The 21716-nt window shown below is 72.1% G+C and carries 23 protein-coding genes and 1 pseudogene; 14 read left to right on the top strand and 10 right to left on the bottom strand.

Annotated elements, in window-relative coordinates; all coding sequences use genetic code 11:
• The first annotated feature begins 72 nt into the window (after positions 1 to 72).
• The 3 genes from ACIQ9P_RS32185 to ACIQ9P_RS32175 all read left to right on the top strand — a co-directional run bounded on the left by ACIQ9P_RS32185 (position 73) and on the right by ACIQ9P_RS32175 (position 2806).
• Positions 73 to 1032, top strand: coding sequence for an AsnC family transcriptional regulator (locus tag ACIQ9P_RS32185; protein WP_402364138.1), 960 nt, complete (start codon positions 73 to 75; stop codon positions 1030 to 1032).
• Between the two features lie 566 nt (positions 1033 to 1598).
• A complete protein-coding gene (locus tag ACIQ9P_RS32180) occupies positions 1599 to 2030 on the top strand; it encodes an SRPBCC family protein (protein WP_402364135.1) in 432 nt (143 codons plus the stop codon).
• Positions 2031 to 2104: 74 nt separating this feature from the next.
• Positions 2105 to 2806 (top strand): SDR family NAD(P)-dependent oxidoreductase, encoded by a 702-nt coding sequence (locus ACIQ9P_RS32175; RefSeq protein ID WP_402364132.1) that lies wholly within the window; start codon positions 2105 to 2107, stop codon positions 2804 to 2806.
• A 129-nt stretch (positions 2807 to 2935) separates the two neighbouring features.
• On the opposite strand, the gene ACIQ9P_RS32170 is transcribed toward ACIQ9P_RS32175, so the two are convergent.
• Entirely contained in the window at positions 2936 to 3313 is a 378-nt protein-coding gene (locus ACIQ9P_RS32170; protein ID WP_402364129.1) for a nuclear transport factor 2 family protein, read from the bottom strand.
• 193 nt (positions 3314 to 3506) lie between these two features.
• Between ACIQ9P_RS32170 and ACIQ9P_RS32165 the strand changes: the two genes are divergently transcribed.
• Both ACIQ9P_RS32165 and ACIQ9P_RS32160 read left to right on the top strand, forming a co-directional pair.
• A complete protein-coding gene (locus tag ACIQ9P_RS32165) occupies positions 3507 to 4445 on the top strand; it encodes an NADP-dependent oxidoreductase (RefSeq protein ID WP_402364126.1) in 939 nt (312 codons plus the stop codon).
• A 15-nt stretch (positions 4446 to 4460) separates the two neighbouring features.
• Complete coding sequence (locus ACIQ9P_RS32160) at positions 4461 to 4637, top strand: transposase (protein WP_402364124.1); 177 nt, start codon at positions 4461 to 4463, stop codon at positions 4635 to 4637.
• A 160-nt stretch (positions 4638 to 4797) separates the two neighbouring features.
• On the opposite strand, the pseudogene ACIQ9P_RS32155 reads toward ACIQ9P_RS32160, so the two are convergent.
• A pseudogene (locus ACIQ9P_RS32155) lies at positions 4798 to 4884 on the bottom strand (DNA-binding response regulator); the annotation flags it as partial.
• A 188-nt stretch (positions 4885 to 5072) separates the two neighbouring features.
• Between ACIQ9P_RS32155 and ACIQ9P_RS32150 the strand changes: the two are divergent.
• Both ACIQ9P_RS32150 and ACIQ9P_RS32145 read left to right on the top strand, forming a co-directional pair.
• Positions 5073 to 5834 carry a ricin-type beta-trefoil lectin domain protein gene (locus ACIQ9P_RS32150; RefSeq protein ID WP_402364121.1) on the top strand — a complete coding sequence of 254 codons (762 nt, stop codon included), beginning with the start codon at positions 5073 to 5075 and terminating at the stop codon, positions 5832 to 5834.
• Between the two features lie 540 nt (positions 5835 to 6374).
• Entirely contained in the window at positions 6375 to 6803 is a 429-nt protein-coding gene (locus ACIQ9P_RS32145; protein WP_402364118.1) for a hypothetical protein, read from the top strand.
• Positions 6804 to 6930: 127 nt separating this feature from the next.
• On the opposite strand, the gene ACIQ9P_RS32140 is transcribed toward ACIQ9P_RS32145, so the two are convergent.
• The 7 genes from ACIQ9P_RS32140 to ACIQ9P_RS32110 all read right to left on the bottom strand — a co-directional run bounded on the left by ACIQ9P_RS32140 (position 6931) and on the right by ACIQ9P_RS32110 (position 14061).
• Positions 6931 to 7902 carry a Gfo/Idh/MocA family oxidoreductase gene (locus ACIQ9P_RS32140; protein WP_402364115.1) on the bottom strand — a complete coding sequence of 324 codons (972 nt, stop codon included), beginning with the start codon at positions 7900 to 7902 and terminating at the stop codon, positions 6931 to 6933.
• A 4-nt stretch (positions 7903 to 7906) separates the two neighbouring features.
• The gene (gene ligA / locus ACIQ9P_RS32135) at positions 7907 to 9214 is read right to left on the bottom strand and encodes a protocatechuate 4,5-dioxygenase subunit alpha (protein WP_402364113.1); all 1308 of its coding nucleotides are present in this window, start codon (positions 9212 to 9214) and stop codon (positions 7907 to 7909) included.
• 87 nt (positions 9215 to 9301) lie between these two features.
• The gene (locus ACIQ9P_RS32130; protein ID WP_402364110.1) at positions 9302 to 10219 is read right to left on the bottom strand and encodes an amidohydrolase family protein; all 918 of its coding nucleotides are present in this window, start codon (positions 10217 to 10219) and stop codon (positions 9302 to 9304) included.
• Positions 10216 to 10911 carry a 4-carboxy-4-hydroxy-2-oxoadipate aldolase/oxaloacetate decarboxylase gene (gene ligK, locus ACIQ9P_RS32125; protein WP_402364107.1) on the bottom strand — a complete coding sequence of 232 codons (696 nt, stop codon included), beginning with the start codon at positions 10909 to 10911 and terminating at the stop codon, positions 10216 to 10218. The genes ACIQ9P_RS32130 and ligK overlap by 4 nt, the downstream gene beginning before the upstream one ends.
• A gap of 19 nt (positions 10912 to 10930) precedes the next feature.
• Positions 10931 to 11953, bottom strand: a complete 1023-nt coding sequence (locus tag ACIQ9P_RS32120; RefSeq protein WP_402364104.1) for an amidohydrolase family protein — start codon at positions 11951 to 11953, stop codon at positions 10931 to 10933.
• A 26-nt stretch (positions 11954 to 11979) separates the two neighbouring features.
• Positions 11980 to 13191, bottom strand: coding sequence for a 4-hydroxybenzoate 3-monooxygenase (locus ACIQ9P_RS32115; protein WP_402364102.1), 1212 nt, complete (start codon positions 13189 to 13191; stop codon positions 11980 to 11982).
• A 102-nt stretch (positions 13192 to 13293) separates the two neighbouring features.
• Positions 13294 to 14061, bottom strand: coding sequence for an IclR family transcriptional regulator (locus tag ACIQ9P_RS32110; RefSeq protein WP_402364099.1), 768 nt, complete (start codon positions 14059 to 14061; stop codon positions 13294 to 13296).
• A 76-nt stretch (positions 14062 to 14137) separates the two neighbouring features.
• Between ACIQ9P_RS32110 and ACIQ9P_RS32105 the strand changes: the two genes are divergently transcribed.
• Positions 14138 to 14839, top strand: coding sequence for a substrate-binding domain-containing protein (locus ACIQ9P_RS32105; RefSeq protein WP_402364096.1), 702 nt, complete (start codon positions 14138 to 14140; stop codon positions 14837 to 14839).
• Positions 14840 to 15177: 338 nt separating this feature from the next.
• Here the strand turns inward: ACIQ9P_RS32105 and ACIQ9P_RS32100 are convergent, their stop codons facing one another.
• On the bottom strand, positions 15178 to 15594 hold the full coding sequence (locus tag ACIQ9P_RS32100; RefSeq protein ID WP_402364318.1) for a MarR family winged helix-turn-helix transcriptional regulator: 417 nt from the start codon (positions 15592 to 15594) through the stop codon (positions 15178 to 15180).
• A 119-nt stretch (positions 15595 to 15713) separates the two neighbouring features.
• Here ACIQ9P_RS32100 and ACIQ9P_RS32095 point away from each other — a divergent pair, with 119 nt between their 5' ends.
• The 6 genes from ACIQ9P_RS32095 to ACIQ9P_RS32070 all read left to right on the top strand — a co-directional run bounded on the left by ACIQ9P_RS32095 (position 15714) and on the right by ACIQ9P_RS32070 (position 21385).
• Entirely contained in the window at positions 15714 to 16508 is a 795-nt protein-coding gene (locus ACIQ9P_RS32095) for a crotonase/enoyl-CoA hydratase family protein (RefSeq protein WP_402364093.1), read from the top strand.
• Positions 16505 to 18517, top strand: a complete 2013-nt coding sequence (locus tag ACIQ9P_RS32090; RefSeq protein WP_402364091.1) for an acetoacetate--CoA ligase — start codon at positions 16505 to 16507, stop codon at positions 18515 to 18517. Before ACIQ9P_RS32095 ends, ACIQ9P_RS32090 begins: the two co-directional genes overlap by 4 nt.
• Positions 18514 to 19398 carry a 3-hydroxyacyl-CoA dehydrogenase NAD-binding domain-containing protein gene (locus tag ACIQ9P_RS32085; protein WP_402364088.1) on the top strand — a complete coding sequence of 295 codons (885 nt, stop codon included), beginning with the start codon at positions 18514 to 18516 and terminating at the stop codon, positions 19396 to 19398. Before ACIQ9P_RS32090 ends, ACIQ9P_RS32085 begins: the two co-directional genes overlap by 4 nt.
• 8 nt (positions 19399 to 19406) lie before the next feature.
• Entirely contained in the window at positions 19407 to 20267 is an 861-nt protein-coding gene (locus tag ACIQ9P_RS32080) for an amidohydrolase family protein (RefSeq protein WP_402364315.1), read from the top strand.
• Between the two features lie 213 nt (positions 20268 to 20480).
• Positions 20481 to 20918, top strand: a complete 438-nt coding sequence (locus ACIQ9P_RS32075; protein ID WP_402364085.1) for a hypothetical protein — start codon at positions 20481 to 20483, stop codon at positions 20916 to 20918.
• Positions 20915 to 21385, top strand: a complete 471-nt coding sequence (locus ACIQ9P_RS32070; RefSeq protein WP_402364082.1) for a hypothetical protein — start codon at positions 20915 to 20917, stop codon at positions 21383 to 21385. Before ACIQ9P_RS32075 ends, ACIQ9P_RS32070 begins: the two co-directional genes overlap by 4 nt.
• Positions 21386 to 21716: the final 331 nt, after the last annotated feature.

Raw genomic sequence — 21716 nt, 5'->3', positions numbered from 1 at the left:
GCCGCCCCGCCGCCCCGGCTCAAGCCGTACGCTCAAGAACGGGAGGCTCCGGCGAGGAAGCGAGGTTCACCGGTGGATCGCGACACCGTCGACGAGCTCGACCAGCACCTGCTCCGGGCTCTCCAACTCGACGGCCGCGCACCCTTCAGCCGCATCGCCCGAGAGCACGACGTGTCCGAACGCACCGTCGCCCGCCGCTACCGGCGCCTACGCGGCCTCGGCCTGCGCATCGTCGGCCGACCCGTCTCCAACCGACTGGGCCTGAGCCGCTGGCTGCTGCGCCTGCACTGCGCCCCGCCCGCCACCGCGACCATCGCCGAAGACCTCGCCCGCCGCTCCGACACCAGTTGGGTCACCCTCACCGCCGACAGCACCGAGCTCTACTGCGCACTCGACGCCCCCACCGCCGACGAACCCGCCACCCTGCTGCTGGAGAAGCTCCTGCGCACCCCGCAGGTGCTCACCGCCGGCGCGCACCGCATGCTGCACGTCTTCGTCGGGGCCACGAGCACCTGGCACTCCACCCGGTACGGGCCCCGGAACACGGCGGCCGCGGCGCACTCCCCCGCACCCCCCACCACCCCGCTGGACGTGGACACCACCGATCGCATCCTGTTCCAGGAACTGGCCCGCGACGGCCGCGCGACACTGCCCGAACTCGCCGCGGCCGCCCACCGCTCCCCCTCCAGCATCCAGCGCCACCTCGACCGTCTGCGCGACGCGGGCGCCCTGAACCTCTCGGTCGACTTCGACCCGCGGCTCCTCGGCTACCGGACAGCCACACGCATCCGACTCAACGTCGCCCCGGCGCACCTGCGCACCGTCGGGGAAGCCCTCGCCACACACCCACAGATCGCTTTCGCCGCGGCCACCACCGGCACGTCCAACCTGGTTGCGAACGGCATCTTCCGCGACCCCGCCGAACTGTACGACTACCTCCACCACCGCATCGGCCCACTCCCGGGGATCCACCACACCGAAACGGCCATGACCCTACGAGAGATCAAACGCCTCGCCCTCACGCCCGCATGAGCACCCCCACCCCCCGGCTACGACGCCGGAGTCGACCGCATCGAGCACCTCCTGGAACGCCTCCCCGACCGGGTGTTCGCCTTCGACGAGTCCGGGCCGCTCGCCATCCGCCACACCGCCGAAGCCGGCACGCGCGTCGGCGCCCGTGCCGGCACTCGTCCTGCGACACCTGGCACTGCCGCGCAAACCGGCGTCCGCCCCGGGGCCGACGCCGCCCGCCCCTGCGACCCACCGGACAGCGACCTTCTCACCGTCCTGACGCGCCGCCCCAGCCCGGCCCCGGCACGGCGCACGGCCCCCACGATCGCCGAGCGCACCAACGACACAGCGGGGTCCGATCGTGAGCCGGGGCGCCTCGCCCCCGCCCCGGGCCGGCGGACGCGGCATACGACCGGACCTGGCGACGCCACGGCAACGGGAGGGGCGCGCTCGACGGCACCACCACCGACCCCGGCGGGACCACGGCCGGTACGGGTTCGGCACCAGACACATCCGCGGACGCGTCCGCGCCGAACAGGAGGACGGCGGCGCGCACGCCCGGCGCCCCGTGAGCGAAAGGGAGAGCGATGATCGAGGTGGAGCGCCGAATGGCGGTGCAGCGGCCCGCCGACGAAGTGCTTCGGTACCTGGCGGACTTCGGGAACACAGTCGAATGGGACCCGGGTACCGAGGACTGCGTGCGCCTGGACTCCGGGCCGGTGGAGACGGGAGCACGCTGGCGCAACGCCTCGCGCTTCAGGGGGCGGCGGACCGAACTGGAGTACCGGTTGGAGGAGTACGGGCCCGACCGGCTGGTGTTCGTCGGGCGCAACCGCACTGTCACCGCCACCGACGACATCACGGTCGGCGCGTCCACCGACCACACGCTGCTGGTCTACCGCGCCTCGCTGCGTTTCCACGGCCCCGCACGGCTCGCCGCACCGTTCCTGCGGTCCGAGTTCGAGCGTCTCGCGGACGCGGTGGCCTACCGGCTTCCGCGCGTGCTGACCCGACGATGACCGGCCCGACGGTGACCGGCCCGACGACGGCTCGCACGGCAACGACCGACGCGACGACCGGCCCGGAGGCGACGATGGAGATCGACGGATGGCGACTGCTGGTGGTGGGTGCCACCGGGGTGATCGGGGCCGAGGTCGCGGCCACCGCGGCGGCGAGAGGGGCCCGGGTCGCGGTGGCGGGACGGGACCCGGCGCGACTGGAGCGCGTGGCACGACGGGTGGGCGCGGAGCGGGGGGAGGTGTTCGACGCCTACGACCTGGAGGGCTGCCGCGGCCTCGCCGCCCGGGCCGCGCGTCGGACGAGTGGCCTGGACGCGGTACTGGTCACGTTCGGCGCGGTCGCCTTCGGCCGGGCCGGCGAGGTTCCGCTCGCGATCCAGGAGCATCTGATGGCCGTGAACGCCTCGGCCCCGATGGCCGTGCTCGAAGGAGCGCTGGACGTCCTCGCACCGGACGGCGCGGTCGGTGCGCTCACCGGCATGGTCGTCGATCGGCCCGTACCGGGGACAGTCGCCTACCGGGCGTCCAAGGCCGCGCTGGCGGTCTGGCTCGATTCGCTGCGGGCCGAGCACCGCCGGGAACGACTCACGGTGCTCGACGCCCGCCTTCCTCACCTGGACACCGGCTTCGCTCAGCGCGCCCTCGCCGGAACGCCCCCGCCGCTGCCGCCCGGGGCCGACCTGGACACCTGGGTGTCCGCGGTACTCGACGGCCTGCTCCACGGCGGCACCGTCCTGCGCCCCGACAGCACAGGTGCCCACCCGCTCAGGCAGTGACCGTGGGGGCGGGAGGGGTCCAGTACCGGTTCGGGGCCACGGTGCCGCCGACGCCGAAGTCCTTCCTCAGCTGTTCCGGGACGGCGTAGCACGTCACGCGGCCCCGGGCGAAGGAGGAAATTTCGACACTCAGGAGCCGGACGGCGCGATCTCCCCCGCGAAGACGATGAACTGGTCGATGAGGTTCCGTCGCAGATGGACGACGTCCGTTCCCGCCAGGCGGGGGCCTCCCTCAGGCGTGGTGTAGACCCACTGGTACCGGGCCCATTCGTCAGGCATGTCCACTGCCGAGCAGCGCACCATCGTGCCGGGCCCCGCCGGGTGGCGCCGGATGTCCAGGACGAACCGCTCGACCGCCGCGATTCCTTCGCTGCGACCCAACGGTCCCCAGAAGACCACGTCCGAGGTCAGGGCCCGAGAGAGCAGGGCGGTCACATAGCTGTCCTCCGAGGCGTTGAACGCGGAGATGAACGTGTCGATCGCGGAGCGTGCGGTCTCTTCCTGCATGCCCCCAGTAATACCAGCCGCTTCGCGTCCGCTCGTCCCACGAGCCGTCCTCCGGTCACCGCGAGCCGTCCCGGTCGCAGCACCAGTGCTGCGACCGAACAGGTTCCTCGGGTCGTGATGCCCGGAACGCCGCGGGACCGCCGGGCGGCGAAACCGTTTCCCTCTCATGATCATCTGGCGCAGAATGCTCGGCATGACGACGACACGTGTGATCACCCAGCGGACCATCGGCGGCTCCGACGTCCTGGAACTCGCCGAGACACCCACGCCCTCCCCGGGCCCCGGCGAGGTGCTCGTGAGGGTACGGGCCACCGGCATGAACCCCGCGGACTGGAAGGTCCGCGTCGGCAAGGTGGACTTCTTCGGCCCGCCGCCGTTCGTCCTCGGCCACGAGTTCAGCGGCACGGTGGAGGGCGTCGGCGAGGGTGTGACCCGCTTCGCCATCGGCGAGGAGGTCTACGGGTGGACCGTCCCGCCGCGGGGCAGTCACGCCGACCACGTGGTGGTGACCGAGGACCGCATCGCGCCCAAGCCGCGCACTCTCGACCACGTCGGCTCCGCCGCCCTGCCGATCTCCGGCTTCACCGCCTACCAGGCCCTGATCACCCTCTCCGAAGTACAGCCGGGACAGCGGGTGCTGATCCACGGCGCGGCCGGCGGCGTCGGCCACCTCGCCGTACAGATCGCCAAGGCCCGTGGCGCGTACGTCATCGGCACCGCCCGCGCCGCCAAGCACGAGTACCTGCGCGGACTCGGCGCCGACGAGGTGATCGACTACACGGCCCGGGACTTCTCGACCCTGCGCGACATCGACGCCGTGCTCGACACCGTCAGCAACGACTACGGCCCGCGTTCCCTGCCCACCCTCAAGCCGGGGGGCATCCTCGTCGACGTTGTCGGCGTCGGCGTCGACCGCACCGAGGTCATGGCCCGCGCCGCCGAACTCGGCGTGCGGTTCGTGGAGTTCTTCCTGGAGCCCACCCCCGCCGTACTGGCCGCCTTCGCCGAGCTCGTCGACGCGCACGGCATCCGACCCACGATCTCCGAGACCCTCCCGCTCACCGAGGCCGCGAAGGCCCACGAGCTGAGCGAAACCGGACGGGTCCAGGGCAAGATCGTGCTCGTACCCTGAGGCGTGCCCGAATAATTGATCTTGTGGCGGGGTCGAGGCGAGTCGACGGATGCGGCGCGGGAGTGCATGGAGTCCCTGTTGCCGCATCTGGACCGACATGGCCGCCCGTGGCGTGATCACCGGCAGGCGGTCAACGGCGTCCCGCGGCGGCTCCGGACCGGGGCCCCGTGGCGTGATCCCCCGGACCGGTAAGGGCCGTGGCGGGGCGTCAACGAGCGGTTCGCCCGCCGGAAGTCGAGCGGCACCCTGGCGAAGCTGCTGGAGCACGTCCTGATCCGGCGACGACGCGGTGGGCCGGGCGGAGTGGACCGTAGCGATCGACTCCACGGCCGACCGGGCCCACCGGCCCTTCGCCGGGCACGACCACTCCGGTCTCATAGGCGATGACGACCAGCTGGGCCCGGTCATGGGCGTGGAGCTTGGCCAGCAGCCGCCGGACAGCCGGTCCCGCCCGTCCGGACGCCGAGGACGGACGGACCGGCCCGGCGAAGAATTTCGCGGGGTCACATTGACGCCGCGCGGTCGATCCCCGAAGCTGGCCAGCGGCCCGCGGGGAATCTGTTGATCAGTCAATTCAACCGGCAAGGTGTTGAGTTGGGCATTCCGTGGCCCGGAAGGGATCCTTCGATGCGTCGTGCCCCAACCCTGCTCGCGGCCCTCCTCCTGGCGGTGGTCGCCGCCCTCACTGCACCCTCGGCCGCCTTCGCCTCCGAACCCGGAGCGCCTGCGGCGACCGCCTCGGCGCCCGTCGGCTGCCGCACCTATGCCGTCATCGGCGAACCGCGGTGGTACGGGGAATGCACCGGAATCGACCCGCTCCAGACCTGGACACTCCGGGCCCACTGCGACTTTGGCTTCAACGGTCACCCTTACGACTTCTACGTCAACAGCTCGGTGATCGTCGGCAACACCACCACCTCCGTGGACTGCAAGGCGGGACGGTTCGTCGACGTGGACATCCTCCTCGGCTACCGCCTGCCGCCGGAGCAGCCCGGTCCGGTCCGCCCGCCCGGACGGATCACCGGACTCGCGGGCAAGTGCATGGAACTGCGGAACGGCAGCCCCGAGGACGGGACGAAGGTACAGATCAGCGACTGCACCGGCACCGCCGGCCAGATCTGGCGGCTGCCCGTCGGCGGAACCTACAAGGCGCTGGGCAAGTGCATGGACGCGACCGGCGGTGGTACGGACAACGGCACCAAGGTGCAGCTCCTCCTCTGCAACGGCAGCGCCGCCCAGCAGTGGTATCCGGAACCGGACGGCCAGATCGTCAACCCGCAGTCCGGCCGGTGCCTGACCGTCCCGGGGTCCGACCCGACGAACGGCAACCAACTGGTGCTCTGGGACTGCCTGAACGGCGCCAACCAGCACTGGAGCCTGCCCTCCTGACGGGTGCGCCAAGCCGGCGCCCGGGCCGGCTGCGGCCCGGACGCGGCGCGGCGGCCGGTCCCGGGGTGGCGCTCCGCCCCGGGACCGCACCGCTCCGTGGACGGGGCCGGCGCACTGGGAGCGATTCTCGACCCCCAGGGCCTCACGGAGCGTGACAACCATCCGCTTCACAGAGGAGGCGGCGTGCGGGCGCCTCCGGGCGGTCGGGGATCTGCCGGTTCGACAGCCCCTGGGCGCGGGTGTCGGGGGACCAGCTCCAGGGCGTTCCGCCCACCAACCACCGCCGATCCGCGCCTCCAGCAGCCGCCACCTGCGCACATCCCGACGTCCCGGGCAACGTCATCAGCTCCGGCGGCGCCCGCTCGACGTCACCCTGCGTCGGGGCCGGGTACACGGGGGGGGGAACCGGACGGAGTCGGTCGTCGACCTGTTCTTCGATACGCCGACGGGGTGATCAAACGTCAGCCGCACGACCGCCTCGGGAGCACCGGGGCCAGCGGCCAGTAGCGTGATGCCGACCCCACCGAAGGACGGACCCCCATGCGCCCTGCCCGCGTTCAGCAGTTGCTCCTCGACGCTGTGGTCGGCCTCCCCGGCGTCTCGGCAAGGACGTTCGAGGACGCGGACGGCGATCGCGCCCGGCACCCGTTCGGGATCACCGTCGACGCCGACGGCCGGACCTCGCGCTGGCAGGTCGCCGTCATGAGCGCCCCGGGCGAGATCCTGACCGGTGAGGACGTGCCGGCCCCCGTCCTGGGCGCGAAGCCCCCCGCGATGGAGGCCCCCGCACCCACCGCCGACCCCGCCACCGTCGAACGGGCCCTCATCGCCCGGCTGCTCGCCACCGACCCCGGCGAGATCGCCTCCGTCGACCTCTACTCCGCCCGCCCCACCCCGCCCGCCGTCGGCCACGGAGCGGTCCTCGACCTCCACGACGGATCCCGCGTCTTCATCAACCACGTCCGCTAGAACCTGCAGCCGTCGGGGAAGTACGCCCCCGGCCTCCGCAATGCCCGGCGATGATCGTCGGACAGTACGTCGAAGGGCCCGGGCCGCCGCAAGGCGCGGCGGGCCGGGCCCGCGTTCGGCTCCGCGGTCAGGACCCGGCGGTCGCGAGCTGCTCCTCGAGGGCGGCCAGCGTCCGGTAGCAGTTCAGCACCTGGGCGATGGAGGAGTTCGGCTCGCGGCCCTCGCGGATGGCGGCCACGAACTCGCGGTCCTGCAGCTCGATGCCGTCCATGGAGACGTCGACCGCGCTCACGTCGATCGGCTCGTCCTTGCCGGTGAACAGGTCGTCGTAGCGTGCGAGGTAGGTGCCGGTGTCGCCGATGTAGCGGAAGAAGCTGCCGAGCGGACCGTCGTTGTTGAAGGACAGCGACAGGGTGCAGATGGCCCCGTTCTCCGCGCGCAGCTGGATGGACATGTCCATCGCGATGCCGAGCTCGGGGTGGACCGGCCCCTGGATCGCGTTGGCCCGCACGATCGGCGAGCCGGTCTGACGGGCGAACAGGTCGACGGTGTGCGCGGCGTGGTGCCACAGCAGGTGGTCGGTCCAGGAACGTTCCTGGCCCAGCGCGTTGAGGTTGGTGCGGCGGAAGAAGTAGGTCTGCACGTCCATCTGCTGGATCCGGTAGTCCCCGGCCTGGATCTGCTGGCGCACCCACTGGTGGCTGGGGTTGAAGCGCCGCGTGTGTCCCACCATGGCGACCAGGCCGGTGCGTCGCTGCGCCGCGTCGCACGCCTCGGCGTCGGCCAGTGAGTCGGCCAGCGGGATCTCGACCTGGACGTGCTTGCCCGCCTCCAGGCAGGCGAGGGTCTGCGCGGCGTGCATCCGGGTGGGCGTCGCGAGGATCACCGCGTCGACGTCGTCCATCGCCAGCGCCTCTTCCAGTGTGGCGACGGCGCGGCCCACGGTCTGCTCCTCGGCGAACCGCCGCGCCTTCTCCAGGCTGCTGCTGACCACGGCGCTCACCTCGACGCCCTTGATCCGGCGCAGCGCGGCCGCGTGCTTGGCGCCGAAGGCGCCGCCGCCGACCAGGGCGATCCGGACGGTCTGCTCGTCGGTCATGTCGTCACTCCTTCACTGCGGGCGTCTCGCCCTGCGGGTGGTTCTCGAGGATCAGGTGGCCGACGGCGGTGTTGGACGCCGGCACGTGGTAGAAGCGGTGTTTGACCTCTGTCCGGCCGGATCCGTCGATGTCGCTCATCGCGCCGCGGGCGATCAGCCACATGACCAGCTCGATCCCCTCGGAGCCGGCCTCCTCGACGTACTCCAGGTGCGGTACCTGGGCCAGACCCTCCGGATCCGTGATCAGACGGTCCAGGAAGGCGTTGTCCCATTCGCGGTTGATGAGGCCGGCGCGCGGCCCCTGGAGCTGGTGGCTCATGCCGCCGGTGCCCCACACCTGGACGTTCAGCGGCCTGTCGTAGGACTCGACGGCCCTGCGCAGCGCCTGGCCGAGCCGGAAGCACCGCGCGCCCGAGGGCACGGGGTACTGCACCACGTTGACGTGGAACGGGATCACCTTGCACGGCCACCGCTCGACGTCGCCGAACATCAACGACAGCGGGACGGTCAGCCCGTGGTCGACGGTCATCTCGTTGGCGAGGGTGAGGTCGAAGTCGTCGCGGATCAGTGAGTGCGCGATGTGCGCGGCCAGCTCCGGATCGCCCTCGATCCCGGGAACGGGCCGGGGCCCGTAGCCCTCGTCGGCGGTCGGGCAGGCCGCGCCGGTGCCGAGCACGAAGGTCGGAATCATCGACAGGTCGAAGGTGGAGGCGTGGTCGTTGTAGACCAGGATGATCACGTCGGGGAGGTTCTCCTCCTCCCACCGCTTGGAGAACTCGTAGCCCTGGAAGACCGACCGCCAGTAGGGCTCCTCGGTCTTGTGGTGGTCCATCGCCGCGCCGATCGCCGGTACGTGCGAGGTGAAGACGGCGCCGGTGATCACGGCGTGCTCGGCCGGCGGCGTCCGGTCGGCGTGGGCCGCTTCGAGGACGGCGTGGTCGATCCGGTTGCCGGTGACGGAGCGGCCGCCGGCGACCATCATGTCGCGGTATTCCTGCTCGGTCATGCCGGTCATCGAGCCGGCCATCTGCTGGAACGACAGTCCCAGCGTCGCCCCCCACTTGGCGAGGAAGTAGATGTTGCCGCCCTCGCGGATCGCGGCGTTGAGGTCGCGGTCGAGCAGCGCCCGCTTCTGTTCCTCCCGCAGTGGCCACGCGTCCAGGTAGGCACGCTCGTCGGCGAGGTAGCCGCGCCGGTTCTCGGCCGTCATCAGTGACATGCAGAACTGGTTGAGGTGGTAGCCCTTGGCGGACTGCTCGGCGTCGAAGACGGTCGTCCCCGGGACCAGTTTGTAGCTCTTGTCCAGCGACATGGGTGGGTCCTTCGTTGATGGGACGGTTCAATCCGGTTCAGTCAGATTCAGTCAGGTTCAGTCAGGTTTAGTCCGGTTCGAGCCGTTTCAGTCCGGTTCGGGCCAGTACAGGCGCATCGGGTTGTCGACCAGGAGCCTGTGCCGCAGTTCCGGCGTGGGCGCGATGTGCGGCACGAAGTCGACGAGCAGGCCGTCGTCGGGCATGTGGCCGGTGAGGTTCGGGTGCGGCCAGTCGGTGCCCCACAGGACCCGGTCGGGGAACTCCTCGACCACGCGCCGGGCGAACGGGACGACGTCGCGGTAGGCCGCGCGCTCCCCGTCGAGGGCCGGCGGGCCGCTCTCCGACAGCCGCTCCGGGCAGGTGACCTTGCACCAGATGTCCGGCCTGGCGCGCAGGAAGTCCAGGAACGCCTCGAACCGCGGCCCGTGCGGATCCTCGGAGACGTCGGGCCGGCCCATGTGGTCGACGACCAGCGGCACCGGGATCGAGAGGAGGAACTCGCGCAGGTCGGGGAGGTCGGCCGCCTCGAAGTAGACGACGACGTGCCAGCCGTACGGTCCGATCCGCTCGGCGACGTCCAGCAGGTCCTGCCGCGGGGCCGCGTCGACGAGCCGCTTGACGAAGTTGAACCGCACGCCGCGCACGCCGGCCTCGTGCAGTTCCCGCAGCTGCGCGTCCGCGATCCCGGGGCGCACCGTCGCGACCCCGCGGGCCAGCCCTCCCGACGCCCGCAGGGCGTCGACCATGGCGCTGTTGTCGGCGCCGTGGCAGGTCGCCTGGACCACGACGGTGCGCGCGAAGCCCAGTCGGTCGCGCAGGGCGAAGAGCTGGTCCTTCGACGCGTCGCACGGGGTGTACTTGCGCTCGGGGGCGAACGGGAACTCGGCACCCGGTCCGAAGACGTGGCAGTGCGCGTCGACGGCGCCCGCGGGCAACCGCAGCTCCGGACGGCTCGGCCCGGCGTGCCAGTCCAGCCAGCCGGGGGTCTTCTCGAAGGTCGTCATCCCCGGTCCTCGTACCGCAGCCCGAGCGCGGCCAGCGGGCCGCGCATGTCGTAGATGTCCAGTCCGAGTTCGCCCGCGCGGAACCGGGCGCGCTTGCCCGCCTCGCCCGCCTCACGCGCGGCCGACGCCTCGGCGACCTCGGCGGCGCGCTCGCGCGGCACGACGACGACGCCGTCGCCGTCCGCCACCACGACGTCGCCGGGCCGGACCAGGGCGTTGGCGCAGACCACCGGCACGTTGACCGAGCCGAGGGTGGCCTTGACCGTGCCCTTGGCGTTGATCGACCGCGCGAAGACCGGGAAGTCCATCTCCTGGAGGTCCGCCGTGTCGCGCACGCCGCCGTCGATGACCAGGCCCTGGCAGCCGCGGGCCCGGAAGGAGGTGGCGAGCAGGTCGCCGAAGAATCCGTCCTCGCTCTCGGTCGTGCAGGCGGCGACGACGACGTCGCCGTCGCGGATCTGCTCGGCGGCGACGTGGAGCATCCAGTTGTCGCCGGGTTGCAGCAGGACGGTCACGGCCGTGCCGCACAGGCGGGCCTTCGGGTGGACCGGACGCAGGTAGGGCCGCATCAGTCCGACCCTGCCCATCGCCTCGTGGATCGTGGCGACGCCGAACTTCGACAGCGCGGCGACCGCCTCGGGGTCGGCTCGGGTGATCGCCGTGCGGACAATACCGATCTCGGTGTGTTCCATTCCTTCTTCTCCTCGGGGGTCAGCGGCCGGCGGCGAGGCGCGCGGCGAGGCGGGGGTACACACGCAGGGCGTTGCCCGCGTAGACGGCCGCCCGTTCCTCGTCCGTGAGGTCGGGGGCCGCGTCGACGTACCTCTTGGTGTCGTCGAAGTGGTGGCCGGTGCGCGGGTCGATGTCGCGGACCGCGCCGATCATCTCGCTGGCGAAGAGGACCGACCGGCTGGGGATCACCCGGGTCAGCAGGTCGACGCCGGGCTGGTGGTAGACGCAGGTGTCGAAGAGGACGTTGTCCAGCAGGGTCTCGGGGTCCGGCCTGCCGAGCGCCATCGCCAGGCCGCGGAACCGCCCCCAGTGGTAGGGCACCGCGCCGCCGCCGTGCGGGATCACGAACCGCAGCGTCGGGAAGTCGGTGAACAGGTCGCCCTGGACCAGTTGCATGAAGGCCGTGGTGTCGGCGTTGAGGTAGTGGGCACCGGTGGTGTGGAAGGCCGGGTTGCACGAGGTGCTGACGTGGATCATGGCGGGGATGTCGTACTCGGCCATCGCCTCGTACAACGGGTACCAGCTGCGGTCGGTCAGCGGCGGTGCGGTCCACCGGCCCCCCGAGGCGTCGGGGTTGAGGTTGATGGTCACCGCGCCGAGCTCCTCGACCGCGCGGCGCAGCTCGGGCAGACAGGTGGCGGGGTCGGCGCCGGGCGACTGCGGGAGCATCGCGCCCATCGCGAAGCGGTCGGGGTAGAGCGTGCTGACGCGGTGGACCAGGTCGTTGCAGATCCGCGCCCACACCGAGGAGACCGCGAGGTCGCCGATGTGGTGGGCCATGAAGCTGGCCCGCGGGGAGAAGACGGTCAGGTCGGTGCCGCGTTCGTCCATGAGCCGCAGCTGGTTGTCCTCGATCGCCCGGCGCAGGTCGTCGTCGGTGATGACCAGGTCGTCGGGGTCGGGTGCGTCGGCGGCGGAGCCGGCCGCCGCCGCCTGCCGGTCCCGCCACTGGGCCAACTGCGGTGGTGCGGTGGTGAAGTGGCCGTGACAGTCGATGATCATGTGTGCTCTCCTGAAGCGCGTCCGGGTCAGTCCTGGGTGCCGGTGGGCCAGCCGGTGTACTGCTCGGTGAGGAAGGCGCGGCCGGCCCGGGTGCCCACCGCGTTGTCGAGCTCGCCGAGCTGGCGTCGCAGGTCGAACGGCGTGGCGCCGGGCGCGGTGTGCAGCAGCCGGGTCATCCAGTACGAGAAGTTCTGTGCCCGCCAGACCCGTTGGAGGGCGCGCGGCTGGTAGTCGTCCAGCGCGGCCGCGCCTTCGCGGCCGAGCGCCCGGAGCAGGACGCCGGCGAGGACCTTCACGTCGTGCAGCGCGAGGTTCAGCCCGCGGGCGCCGGTCGGCGGTACGGTGTGCGCGGCGTCGCCCGCCAGCGCCATCGAGCCCCAGCGCATCGGCTCCTGCACGAACGAGCGGAACCGCAGCACCGTCTTCTCGACGATCGGCCCGTCCTTGAGCCGGAAGCCGTCCTCACCGGCCACCCGGGCCTGGAGCGTCTCCCAGATGCGGTCGTCCGGCCAGGCGTCCACGGACTCGTCGGGGGCGCACTGGAAGTACATCCGCTGCACGGTCTCGGTGCGCTGGCTGATCAGCGCGAACCCGTGCTCGGAGTGGGCGTAGACCAGCTCGGGCGCGCTCATCGGCGCCTCGGCCATGATGCCGAACCACGCGAAGGGGTACTTCTTGCCGTACCGGACCCGCCGGTCCTCGGGCACCAGGTCGCGGCACATGCTGCGCGATCCGTCCGCGCCCACCACGAACCGGGCCCGGACCTCGTGGCGGGCCCCGTCGGGCGCGGTCCAGCGGACCCGGGGAGCGTCGGTCGTGACGTCCAGGACCTCGGTGTCCCTGACACCGAAGTGGACCGTGCCGCCGTCGCGCTCCCGGGCGTCGGCCAGGTCGGTGAACACATCGGTCTGCGGGTAGAGCCACACCGACGCGCCGACCAGCTTCTTGAAGTCGACGCGGTACGGACGGCCGCCGAAGCGGAGCTCGACGCCCTCGTGCTCGTGGCCGTCCCGCAGGATCCGTTCGGAGACACCGGTCTCGACCAGGTCCCGGGCCACGTCCGCTTCGAGGATGCCCGCCCGGTGCGTCGTCCCGATCTCCTGCCGGGTGCGGGTGTCGAGCACGATCGTCGGGACACCGGCGCGCCCGAGCAGGTGGGCCAGCATCAGTCCGGCCGGGCCGGCACCCACGACGGCGACGGGGACCGAGGCGACGGTGTCGACGATGGCATCGGCCATGGAATCTCCTGAACGGTGGCGCGGGGTTGCGAACACCCCGAACGCTGGCATCCGGCCCCTCGGCCCGTCGCCGCTCTTTCCGTCAGGCGGAAGCCCCGGCTGTCAGGCCGTCGTCCGGGCCCGCCGGCCGAGCTCGTCGGAGATCCCCCGCACAGCCCTCAGCAGCGGCTCGCGCAGCCCGCGCGCACGGCTCGCTCCCCGCGCCGCGATGACGATCCCCAGGGCGGCGCTCACCGGGCCGGCCCGACCGATCCGCACCGGCGCGGCCACCGCGACGGAGCGCTCCGAGAGCTGCCGGTCACTGACGAACACCTGCTCGCGGCGGATCCGGTCCAGCTGCGTCCGCAACGCCTTCGGGTCGGTGACGGTGTGCGGGGTCCAGGCCCGCAGCGGCGAATCGAGGACCTCCTCCTGGATCTCCCGGGGCGCGTGCGCCAGCAACACCCTCCCCATCCCGGTGGAGCCGATGGGGAACCGCGACCCGACCATCGTGACCACCTCGACCGACCCGTGCCCCGCGATCCGTTCCACGAAGACCAGCTCGGTGCCCTCGCGTACCGCGAGCTGGACGTTCTCGTGGGTCGCCTCGTAGAGGTCCTGCATGAACGGCAGCGCCGCGTCGCGCAGGATCTGGGTCCTCGGACATCCCGAGGCGATCTCCCACAGACGCAGACCGACGTGCCACGATCCGTCCTCCGCGCGCTCCAGCGCCCCCCAGCCCGCCAGTTCGCCGAGCACGCGGTGGGTGGTGCTCAGCGCCAAGCCCGTACGCTGTGCGATCTCCGACAGTGTCTGCGACGGGTGCTCACGGTCGAAGGCCGCGAGGACCTCGAGAACCTTTCCGGCCGCCGTGCTCCGGGGTGTGATCATCCGGCCAGTCTCGCAGACCGGCGCGCTGCCTCCCCGGCACGCGTCGTACCGGCTGCCGGATCCCGAAGGAGACGATGTGGAGCAAGAGATCTCCGGCCTGTCCTCGATGGCGACCCGGCCGATCCTGACCGACCTTTCCGACCACCTCCGGCGCACCTGCGGCGTCCCGGTGCGCTTCGAGTCCGCCGGCGGGGTCGAGACCGCCCGGCGGGTGCGCGCGGGCGCGGAGGCCGACCTGCTCGTCCTCGCCGAGGGAGCACTGGTGCGGCTGGCGGAAGAGGGGCTCGTCCTGAGTGCGACGGTGCGGCCGCTGTGGGTCTCCCAGGTGGTGGCCGCCCTGCCGGACGGACGGCCGGTACCGGCACTCGACTCGGAGTCCGACCTGCGGGCCGCGCTCCTGTCCGCGCGGAGGATCGCGTACTCCACAGGTCCGAGCGGAACGGCTCTCGTCGAACTGATCACCAGGCTGGGGCTGGCGGACGCTCTCTCGGGGCGGCTCGTCCAGGCACCGACGGGGGTGCCCGCCGGCAGCCTGCTCACCTCCGGCCGGGCCGACCTGGCCTTTCAGCAGCGCAGCGAGCTGACGGGCCTGCCGGGCGTCGTGGTCGTCGGGCCGCTGCCGGGCGACACCGCGATCGACTCGCTGTTCAGTGGGGGTGTCCTGGCCTCGTCCGGGCAACGGGGCCGGGCCGGCGAGGTCCTCGACCTGCTCGGGTCCGACGCGGCGTCGGCGATCGCCGGTGCCAGGGGTATGCGGGCGTTCGGCCACCGGGGCTGACGCGGGGCCCCGACCAACCGCAACCGGCGGCCCGGGCCAGGCGGACGGTCGCGGGCCCTTATGACAACAGGATTGACGTGTCTCGCGGCCGCCGGTTTCATGGCACGTACTTCACCCCCGCCCCCACACCCCCACCACCACCCCTGCACCCCTCACCGGCAAGGCGGTGATCCCCGACCCGCCGGCCGGCCCGCACGTCGCCGTCGACCGGCCCGAGCCCGGCGCCCACGACTGCCGCGTCCTCCTGTCCGAGCAGCGCCTCGACCCGGCCTCCGCGATCGCCGCGGGCCCGTGCCGTCGACGCCCGCGCGGCCGCCCGGTCCAGGTCCGGACAAGCCCTAGCCGAGTGCGGCGCGGGCGCGGTTGAGGTAGCCGCGGAAGGCGGTGCGCTCGCGGGCGGTGAAGCCCGTGAGCATCTCCTCCTCCAGTTGCTGCACGGCCGGGGCGTGGCGGGCCAGCAGGGCGCGGCCGTCGTCGGTGAGGCTGATGACGTGGCGGCGCCGGCTCGCCGGGTCCGGGGACCGGGTGATGAGGTTCCGCCGTTCCAGCGCGCCGACCAGGTCGGCCATGGACTGCGGCGTGACGAAGGAGTTGCGGGCGAGCTCGGCCGAGGACATGTCGTCCCGGCGTTCGAGCACGGTCAGGGCGGTGTACTGGAGGGCGGTGACGCCCGCGGGCTTGAGCAGTTCGTCGAGCCGGGCCCGGGTCGCCAGCTCGACCTGCTTCACCGAGTACAGCAACGACGGCGGAGCCATGTCCGTCACAAGCCCTCCTCCATCATCAGGAAACCTGTCAAAAATTCTAGCCCTACCCCCTTGCCCGCCGGCGCCGCACCCTCCGATACTCAGGATTCCTGATAATTGAGGAGCCCCCCTTGAGCACGCTTTCCATCGACCGCGACAACGGAGTGGCCGTCCTGACACTCCGTCGCCCGGCCAAGCGCAACGCCCTCGACGACGCCACCGTGCTGAGCGTCGAGCAGTTCTTCCGCAAGCCGGGCGCGGACGTCCGGGCCGTCGTCCTGGACGCCGAGGGTGACCACTTCTCCGCCGGACTCGATCTCGGCGAGCTGACCGAGCGGTCCACCGAGGAGGCACTGGAGCACTCGCTCATGTGGCACCGCGTCTTCGACACCATCGAGGGCGGGCGCGTTCCCGTCGTGGCCGCCCTCAAGGGCGCGGTGATCGGCGGCGGTCTGGAGCTGGCCGCGGCCGCGCACATCCGCGTCGCCGAACCGTCCACGTTCTACGCGCTGCCCGAGGGTCAGCGCGGCCTCTTCGTCGGCGGCGGCGGCTCGGTCCGGATCCCCCGGCTGATCGGCGCCCACCGGATGGCGGACATGATGCTCACCGGCCGCGTCCTCGACGCCCCCGAGGGCCAGGCCGTCGGCCTCTCGCACTACCTCACCGAGGAGGGCGGGGGGCGCGCCCGGGCCCTGGATCTCGCGGAGCGGATCGCGGCCAACGCGCCGCTGACCAACTTCGCCGTCCTCCAGGCACTCCCCCGGATCGCCGAAGCCTCCCCGGCCGGCGGCCTGCTGCTCGAATCCCTGATGTCGGCCGTCGCGGCCGGAAGCCACGACGCCCAGGAGCGCATGCGGGCGTTCCTCGACGGCCGCGCCGCCAAGGTCGCCGCCGCACACGGCTCCCACGGAAAGGACGCCCGGTGAACGAGATCCTCAGCACCCCCGGCCCCGCGGTCAGGGACGAGTCGGAGATCGGCCGCTACCTCCGCTGGCTGGAGTCCCGGCGACAGCTCACCTTCCCGGACTACGACAGCCTGTGGCAGTGGTCCGTCACCGACCTCGAAGGCTTCTGGTCGTCGGTCTGGGAGTTCTTCGACGTCCGCCCCCACACCCCGCCCACGGCCGCCCTGGGCCGCAGGTCGATGCCGGACACCGAGTGGTTCCCCGGCGCGACCCTCAACTACGCCGAGCACGCGCTCGGCCGCGAGGAGGACCGCGACGCCGTCGCGGTCGTCGCGCACTCCCAGACCCGGGCACCCATCGAGCTGACCTTCGGCGAGCTCCGCGACCAGGTCGCCCGGGCCCGCGCCGGGCTGCTGCGCCTCGGCGTCCGCAAGGGCGACCGGGTCGTCGCCTACCTGCCGAACATCCCGGAGACACTGGTGGCCTTCCTCGCCACCACGAGCATCGGCGCGGTCTGGGCGGCCTGCGCACCGGAGTTCGGCCCGCGCAGCGTGGTCGACCGGTTCGCCCAGCTCGAACCGAAGGTGCTGCTGACCGTCGCCGGCTACCGGTACGGGGAACGGGACGTCGACCGCCGTACCGAGGTGGCGGAGATCGCCGCCCTGCTTCCCACCCTGGAACGGGTCGTCCACGTCCCGTACGGTCCGAACGCCCTCCCCGACGCGCTGGGCTGGCCGGAGCTGCTCGCCGAACCGGGCGAACCGGCCTTCGAGCCGGTGCCGTTCGACCATCCGCTGTTCGTGCTCTTCTCCTCCGGCACCACGGGCATCCCCAAGGCGATCGTCCACCGGCACGGCGGGATCCTCCTGGAGCACCTGAAGAACAACGCGCTGAGCTGGGACCTGAAGCCGGGCGACCGGATGCTCTGGTTCAGCACGACCGCCTGGATGCTGTGGAACACCCTCGTCTCGGCGCTGCTCGTCCGCGCCTCGATCGTCATGATCGACGGCAATCCGGTCCACCCCGACCTGCGGGAGCAGTGGCGGATCGCGCAGGACACGGGGGCGACGCTGATGGGTGTGAGCCCCGGCTACCTCATGGCCTGCCGCAAGGCCGGGATCCGGCCCGCCGAGGAGTTCGCCCTGCCGCGGCTGCGCCAGCTCGGCGCCGCGGGCAGCCCGCTCGCCGCCGACGGCTTCCGCTGGGTGGCAGAGCAGTTCGGGGACCAGGTCCTCCTGAACGTCGGCTGCGGCGGCACCGACGTCTGCACCGGAATCCTCCAGGGCAGCCCGCTCCAGGCGGTGCGCGCCGGGGAGATCTCCGGCCCCTGCCTCGGGGTCGCCGCGTACGCCTACGACAGCGAGGGCCGGCGGGTCGTCGGCGAGCTGGGCGAGCTGGTGATCACCGAACCGATGCCGTCGATGCCCGTCGGCTTCTGGGGCGACACCGACGGCTCCCGCTACCGGGCCGCGTACTTCGAGGAGTTCCCGGGCGTGTGGCGGCACGGCGACTGGGTGCGGTTCGCGCCCGAGGGCCACTGCGTCGTCGCCGGCCGCTCCGACGCCACCCTCAACCGGGGCGGGGTCCGGCTCGGCACCGCCGAGTTCTACGCCGTCGTCGAGGACCTTCCCGGGATCGAGGACAGCCTCGTCGTCCACATCGAGGACCCCGAGGGCGGCAACGGGGAACTACTGCTGTTCGTCGCCGGCCCCGTGGAACTGGACGACACCCTCCGCACGGCGATCGCCCGGGCGCTGCGGTCGGCGCTGTCGCCGCGGCACGTCCCGGACGTCATCGAGCAGGTGCCCGCCGTCCCCCGCAACCGCACCGGCAAGAAGCTGGAGGTGCCCGTCAAGCGGATCCTGCTCGGCGCGCGTCCCGAGTCCGTCGCCAGCGGCGATGTCCTCACCGACCCGCGCTCGCTGGACCCCTTCGTCGCGTACGCCGCCGGGCGGGCCACCGCCACCGCCTGCGCCACCGACACCGGCGCCGGCACCGGCACCGGCACCGGGCACGGGAGCGCGTCGTGAAGGTCGCCGTCGTCGGCACCGGGGTCATCGGGGCCTCCTGGACCACGCTCTTCCTGCTGCACGGGCACGAGGTCGTCGCCGGCGATCCCGCGCCCGGCGCGGAGGAGCGGCTCCGGGCGGCCATCGCCGCCGACCAGCGCCGGCTGTCGTTCACCCCCGACCTCGCCGAGGCCGTCGCGGACGCCGACTTCGTCCAGGAGAACGGCCCGGAACGTCCGGACCTGAAGGACGAACTCTTCGCCGTCCTCGACGCCGCGGCCCCACCGGGGACGATCCTGGCGAGCAGCTCCTCCGGACTGCCGCCGTCCCGGATCCAGCGGGCCTGCCCGGCCCATCCCGAACGCGTCCTGGTGGGACACCCGTTCAACCCGCCCCACCTCATCCCGCTGGTCGAGGTCGTACCGGGCGAACTGACCGACGAGGCCAACGTCGAAGCGGCCATGGGCTTCTACCGCAGCCTGGGCCGCCGTCCGATCCGACTGCGCCAGGAACTTCCCGGCCACGTCGCGAACCGGCTCCAGGCCGCGCTGTGGCGGGAGGCGTACTCCCTGGTCGAACGAGGGGCGGCGAGCGTCGCGGACATCGACGCGGCCATCGCCCACGGCCCCGGCCTGCGCTGGGCCCTGCTCGGACCCTTCCTCAACCAGCACCTCTCGGGCGGCCCTGGCGGCATCGCGCACGTCCTGGAACACCTCGGCCCGCCCATGGAGGAGTGGTGGGCCGACCTCGGCACGCCGCGCCTGACACCAGGACTGACGCGCGCCGTCATCGAAGGCGTCGGCGACGAACTCGCCGGGACCGCGACGGCCGAGCTCGTCGCGGAACGCGACGCCCTCCTCTCCCTCCTCCTCGACGCCAAGAACCGGACCGACCACCTGTGAGCACTCCGATGAACCCCGCCGATGTGATCGCCATCGACTTCCACGTCCACGTGGAGCAGGACGCCCACGGCCATCTCGCGCTCGACGCGGAGCTGATGGACGCCTCCGCCGCCTACTTCAGGTCCGGCCAGGACCGCACACCCACCGTGGAGCGCCTGGCCGCGTACTACCGCGAACGCCGCACGGCCGCCGTGATCTTCACGGTGGACGCCACCACGGGCCTGGGCCACCCCGCACTGTCCAGCGAGGACATCGCCGAGGCCGCCGCCGCCCACCCCGATGTCCTCGTCCCGTTCGGCTCGGTCGACCCGCACCGACCGGACGCCGTCGCCCGGGCCCGCTCGCTCGTCCTCGACCACGGCGTGCGCGGCTTCAAGTTCCACCCGAGCCTCCAGGCGTTCGCGCCCAACGCCCTTGAGCACTACCCGCTCTACGAGGCGATCCAGGAACTCGGTGTCCCCGCCCTGTTCCACACCGGGCAGACCGGGATCGGCGCCGGCCTGCCCGGTGGACGCGGCATCAAGCTGCGCTGGTCCGACCCGATGCTCCTGGACGACGTCGCGGCCGACTTCCCCGGCCTGACGGTCGTCCTCGCCCACCCGTCGGTGCCCTGGCAGGACGCGGCGATCTCCATCGCCACGCACAAGGCCAACGTGTACATCGACCTGTCGGGATGGTCGCCGAAGTACTTCCCGCCGCAACTCGTCAAGGCGGCCGGCTCCTTCCTCCGGCACAAGGTGCTGTTCGGCTCGGACTTCCCCGTCGTCACACCCGACCGCTGGCTGGCGGACTTCGACACCCTCGACATCGCACCGGAGGTCCGCCCCCTGATCCTCAAGGAGAACGCGGCCCGCGTCCTGGCCCTCTGACGACCCACGCAGGACGCGACCGGGCACGCGGTGGTCCACCGGCCCCCGTTCCTCTCATCGGCAATCCGCCGGGCTCACCCACCGCACCTGCCGGCCCGACCACGAAGGCGAATCGCCTGTCGTCGAAGGCAGGTCGGTCCGCCTGGAGGTCGGCCTGCCGCACAGGTCGAATTCCGGTGTCCCGGCGGCCCGCCGGTCGGCATACTCTGGACCGTGGAGGACGCTGCGGGCATTGACGAACTGCGGGAACTGGTGGGGCGACTGAGCGGCTGCGCCGTGAGAGCGGTGCAGGTTCAGCCCCACGGCGAGGGCCGATTCGGCCTGCAGCTGTCGGCGCGGGACCGGCTCGGATGGCTGTGGATCCACTCGGAGGCTTGGCGCCTGGACGGCCGGGAAGCCGTACTCGCGGCCGCGGGCGACGACACCGGGCGGCTCGCCGTGGACCTCTCGACGCTGGTCGACCGGGTGATCAGCTCGGTGGACGTGCGACTGCCCGGCCGGGACACCCGGATCCGCTTCGAGGACGAGGTACTGACGATCTACTCCGTGCATCACCGAGACACGTCCGCCCTGCCGGACTGGACATTTCGCCTGCCGTCCGGACGACTGCTGCAGGTCGGGCCGGGTCCACGATGGGCAGTGGTCGAATGAGCGCCATCGACCTCGCCGGGGCCCGGCGGAGGATCGACCCGCTGTTGGGACAGCGGGCGTGGAACGTCCGTCGCGGCATCGGCAGCTACGTCTCGATCGAGTTCGGCCATCCGTTGCCAGCCGACGGCCGTGGCAACGTGCACGGCCACTACCACCTGTGGATCATGATGGCCGCATGGCGGCTGGAAACCGCGGACCAGGTGATCGTCGGATCGGAGGACCCGGATCAGGACATCGATCAGGCGCTCGCCCGACTCGAAGGCAGGCGGCTCACCGAGGTTCTGATCCGGCCGCCCGCGCTGGAGACCCGGTTCGACTTCGCCGGGCTCAGGCTGGAGACCTTCCCGATCTTCCGGCACGATCCCCAGGAAGGCGAGTACGACCACTGGCTCCTCCGGATCGGTGACGGCGACGCGCTGGTGGCCGGCTCCGAAATGACGATCGCGCCGAGGCTCCGGGCCCCCTGACGGGTCGGCCACAACGCCGACAGCGGCAGGACGACCCTACGGGACTTCGTCCCAGGAGCGGTGGATGCCCGGCTGCAGCCGCAGCGGGCGAGGTACGTGTACGCGGCCTGCCTCGACGGTGGGCTCGTCGGCCTCGGCGAGTCGAAGGTCCGTAGCCTGGCCCACCGTCAGGGCGCGATCTCCTGCCTCGTCCGTCCCAGGTGCGGGGTCGAGGCGTGGGCACAGCCATCGGCGGGGAACCTCTCGGCAAAGGATTCGGAGCAACTGGACTGCACCGGATCCATGCGACCTGCGATCCTCCGCCGGGCCCCTCTGCCCCGACGTCCTCGCA

It is taken from the genome of Kitasatospora sp. NPDC094019, assembly GCF_044764505.1.
Classification (GTDB): domain Bacteria; phylum Actinomycetota; class Actinomycetes; order Streptomycetales; family Streptomycetaceae; genus Kitasatospora.
The sequence above is the reverse complement of the archived record's forward strand: the minus strand, read 5'-3'. Positions and strand labels throughout refer to the sequence as shown.

Coding starts and splice junctions, on each gene's coding strand:
- ligA (WP_402364113.1), bottom strand. CDS start 9,214: ATGTCGCTGGACAAGAGCTACAAACTGGTCCCGGGGACGACCGTCTTC.
- ACIQ9P_RS32080 (WP_402364315.1), top strand. CDS start 19,407: ATGAACCCCGCCGATGTGATCGCCATCGACTTCCACGTCCACGTGGAG.
- ACIQ9P_RS32150 (WP_402364121.1), top strand. CDS start 5,073: ATGCGTCGTGCCCCAACCCTGCTCGCGGCCCTCCTCCTGGCGGTGGTC.
- ACIQ9P_RS32110 (WP_402364099.1), bottom strand. CDS start 14,061: ATGATCACACCCCGGAGCACGGCGGCCGGAAAGGTTCTCGAGGTCCTC.
- ACIQ9P_RS32120 (WP_402364104.1), bottom strand. CDS start 11,953: ATGATCATCGACTGTCACGGCCACTTCACCACCGCACCACCGCAGTTG.
- ACIQ9P_RS32165 (WP_402364126.1), top strand. CDS start 3,507: ATGACGACGACACGTGTGATCACCCAGCGGACCATCGGCGGCTCCGAC.
- ACIQ9P_RS32145 (WP_402364118.1), top strand. CDS start 6,375: ATGCGCCCTGCCCGCGTTCAGCAGTTGCTCCTCGACGCTGTGGTCGGC.
- ACIQ9P_RS32130 (WP_402364110.1), bottom strand. CDS start 10,219: ATGACGACCTTCGAGAAGACCCCCGGCTGGCTGGACTGGCACGCCGGG.
- ACIQ9P_RS32180 (WP_402364135.1), top strand. CDS start 1,599: ATGATCGAGGTGGAGCGCCGAATGGCGGTGCAGCGGCCCGCCGACGAA.
- ACIQ9P_RS32100 (WP_402364318.1), bottom strand. CDS start 15,594: ATGGCTCCGCCGTCGTTGCTGTACTCGGTGAAGCAGGTCGAGCTGGCG.
- ACIQ9P_RS32115 (WP_402364102.1), bottom strand. CDS start 13,191: ATGGCCGATGCCATCGTCGACACCGTCGCCTCGGTCCCCGTCGCCGTC.
- ACIQ9P_RS32070 (WP_402364082.1), top strand. CDS start 20,915: ATGAGCGCCATCGACCTCGCCGGGGCCCGGCGGAGGATCGACCCGCTG.
- ACIQ9P_RS32175 (WP_402364132.1), top strand. CDS start 2,105: ATGGAGATCGACGGATGGCGACTGCTGGTGGTGGGTGCCACCGGGGTG.
- ACIQ9P_RS32140 (WP_402364115.1), bottom strand. CDS start 7,902: ATGACCGACGAGCAGACCGTCCGGATCGCCCTGGTCGGCGGCGGCGCC.
- ligK (WP_402364107.1), bottom strand. CDS start 10,911: ATGGAACACACCGAGATCGGTATTGTCCGCACGGCGATCACCCGAGCC.
- ACIQ9P_RS32170 (WP_402364129.1), bottom strand. CDS start 3,313: ATGCAGGAAGAGACCGCACGCTCCGCGATCGACACGTTCATCTCCGCG.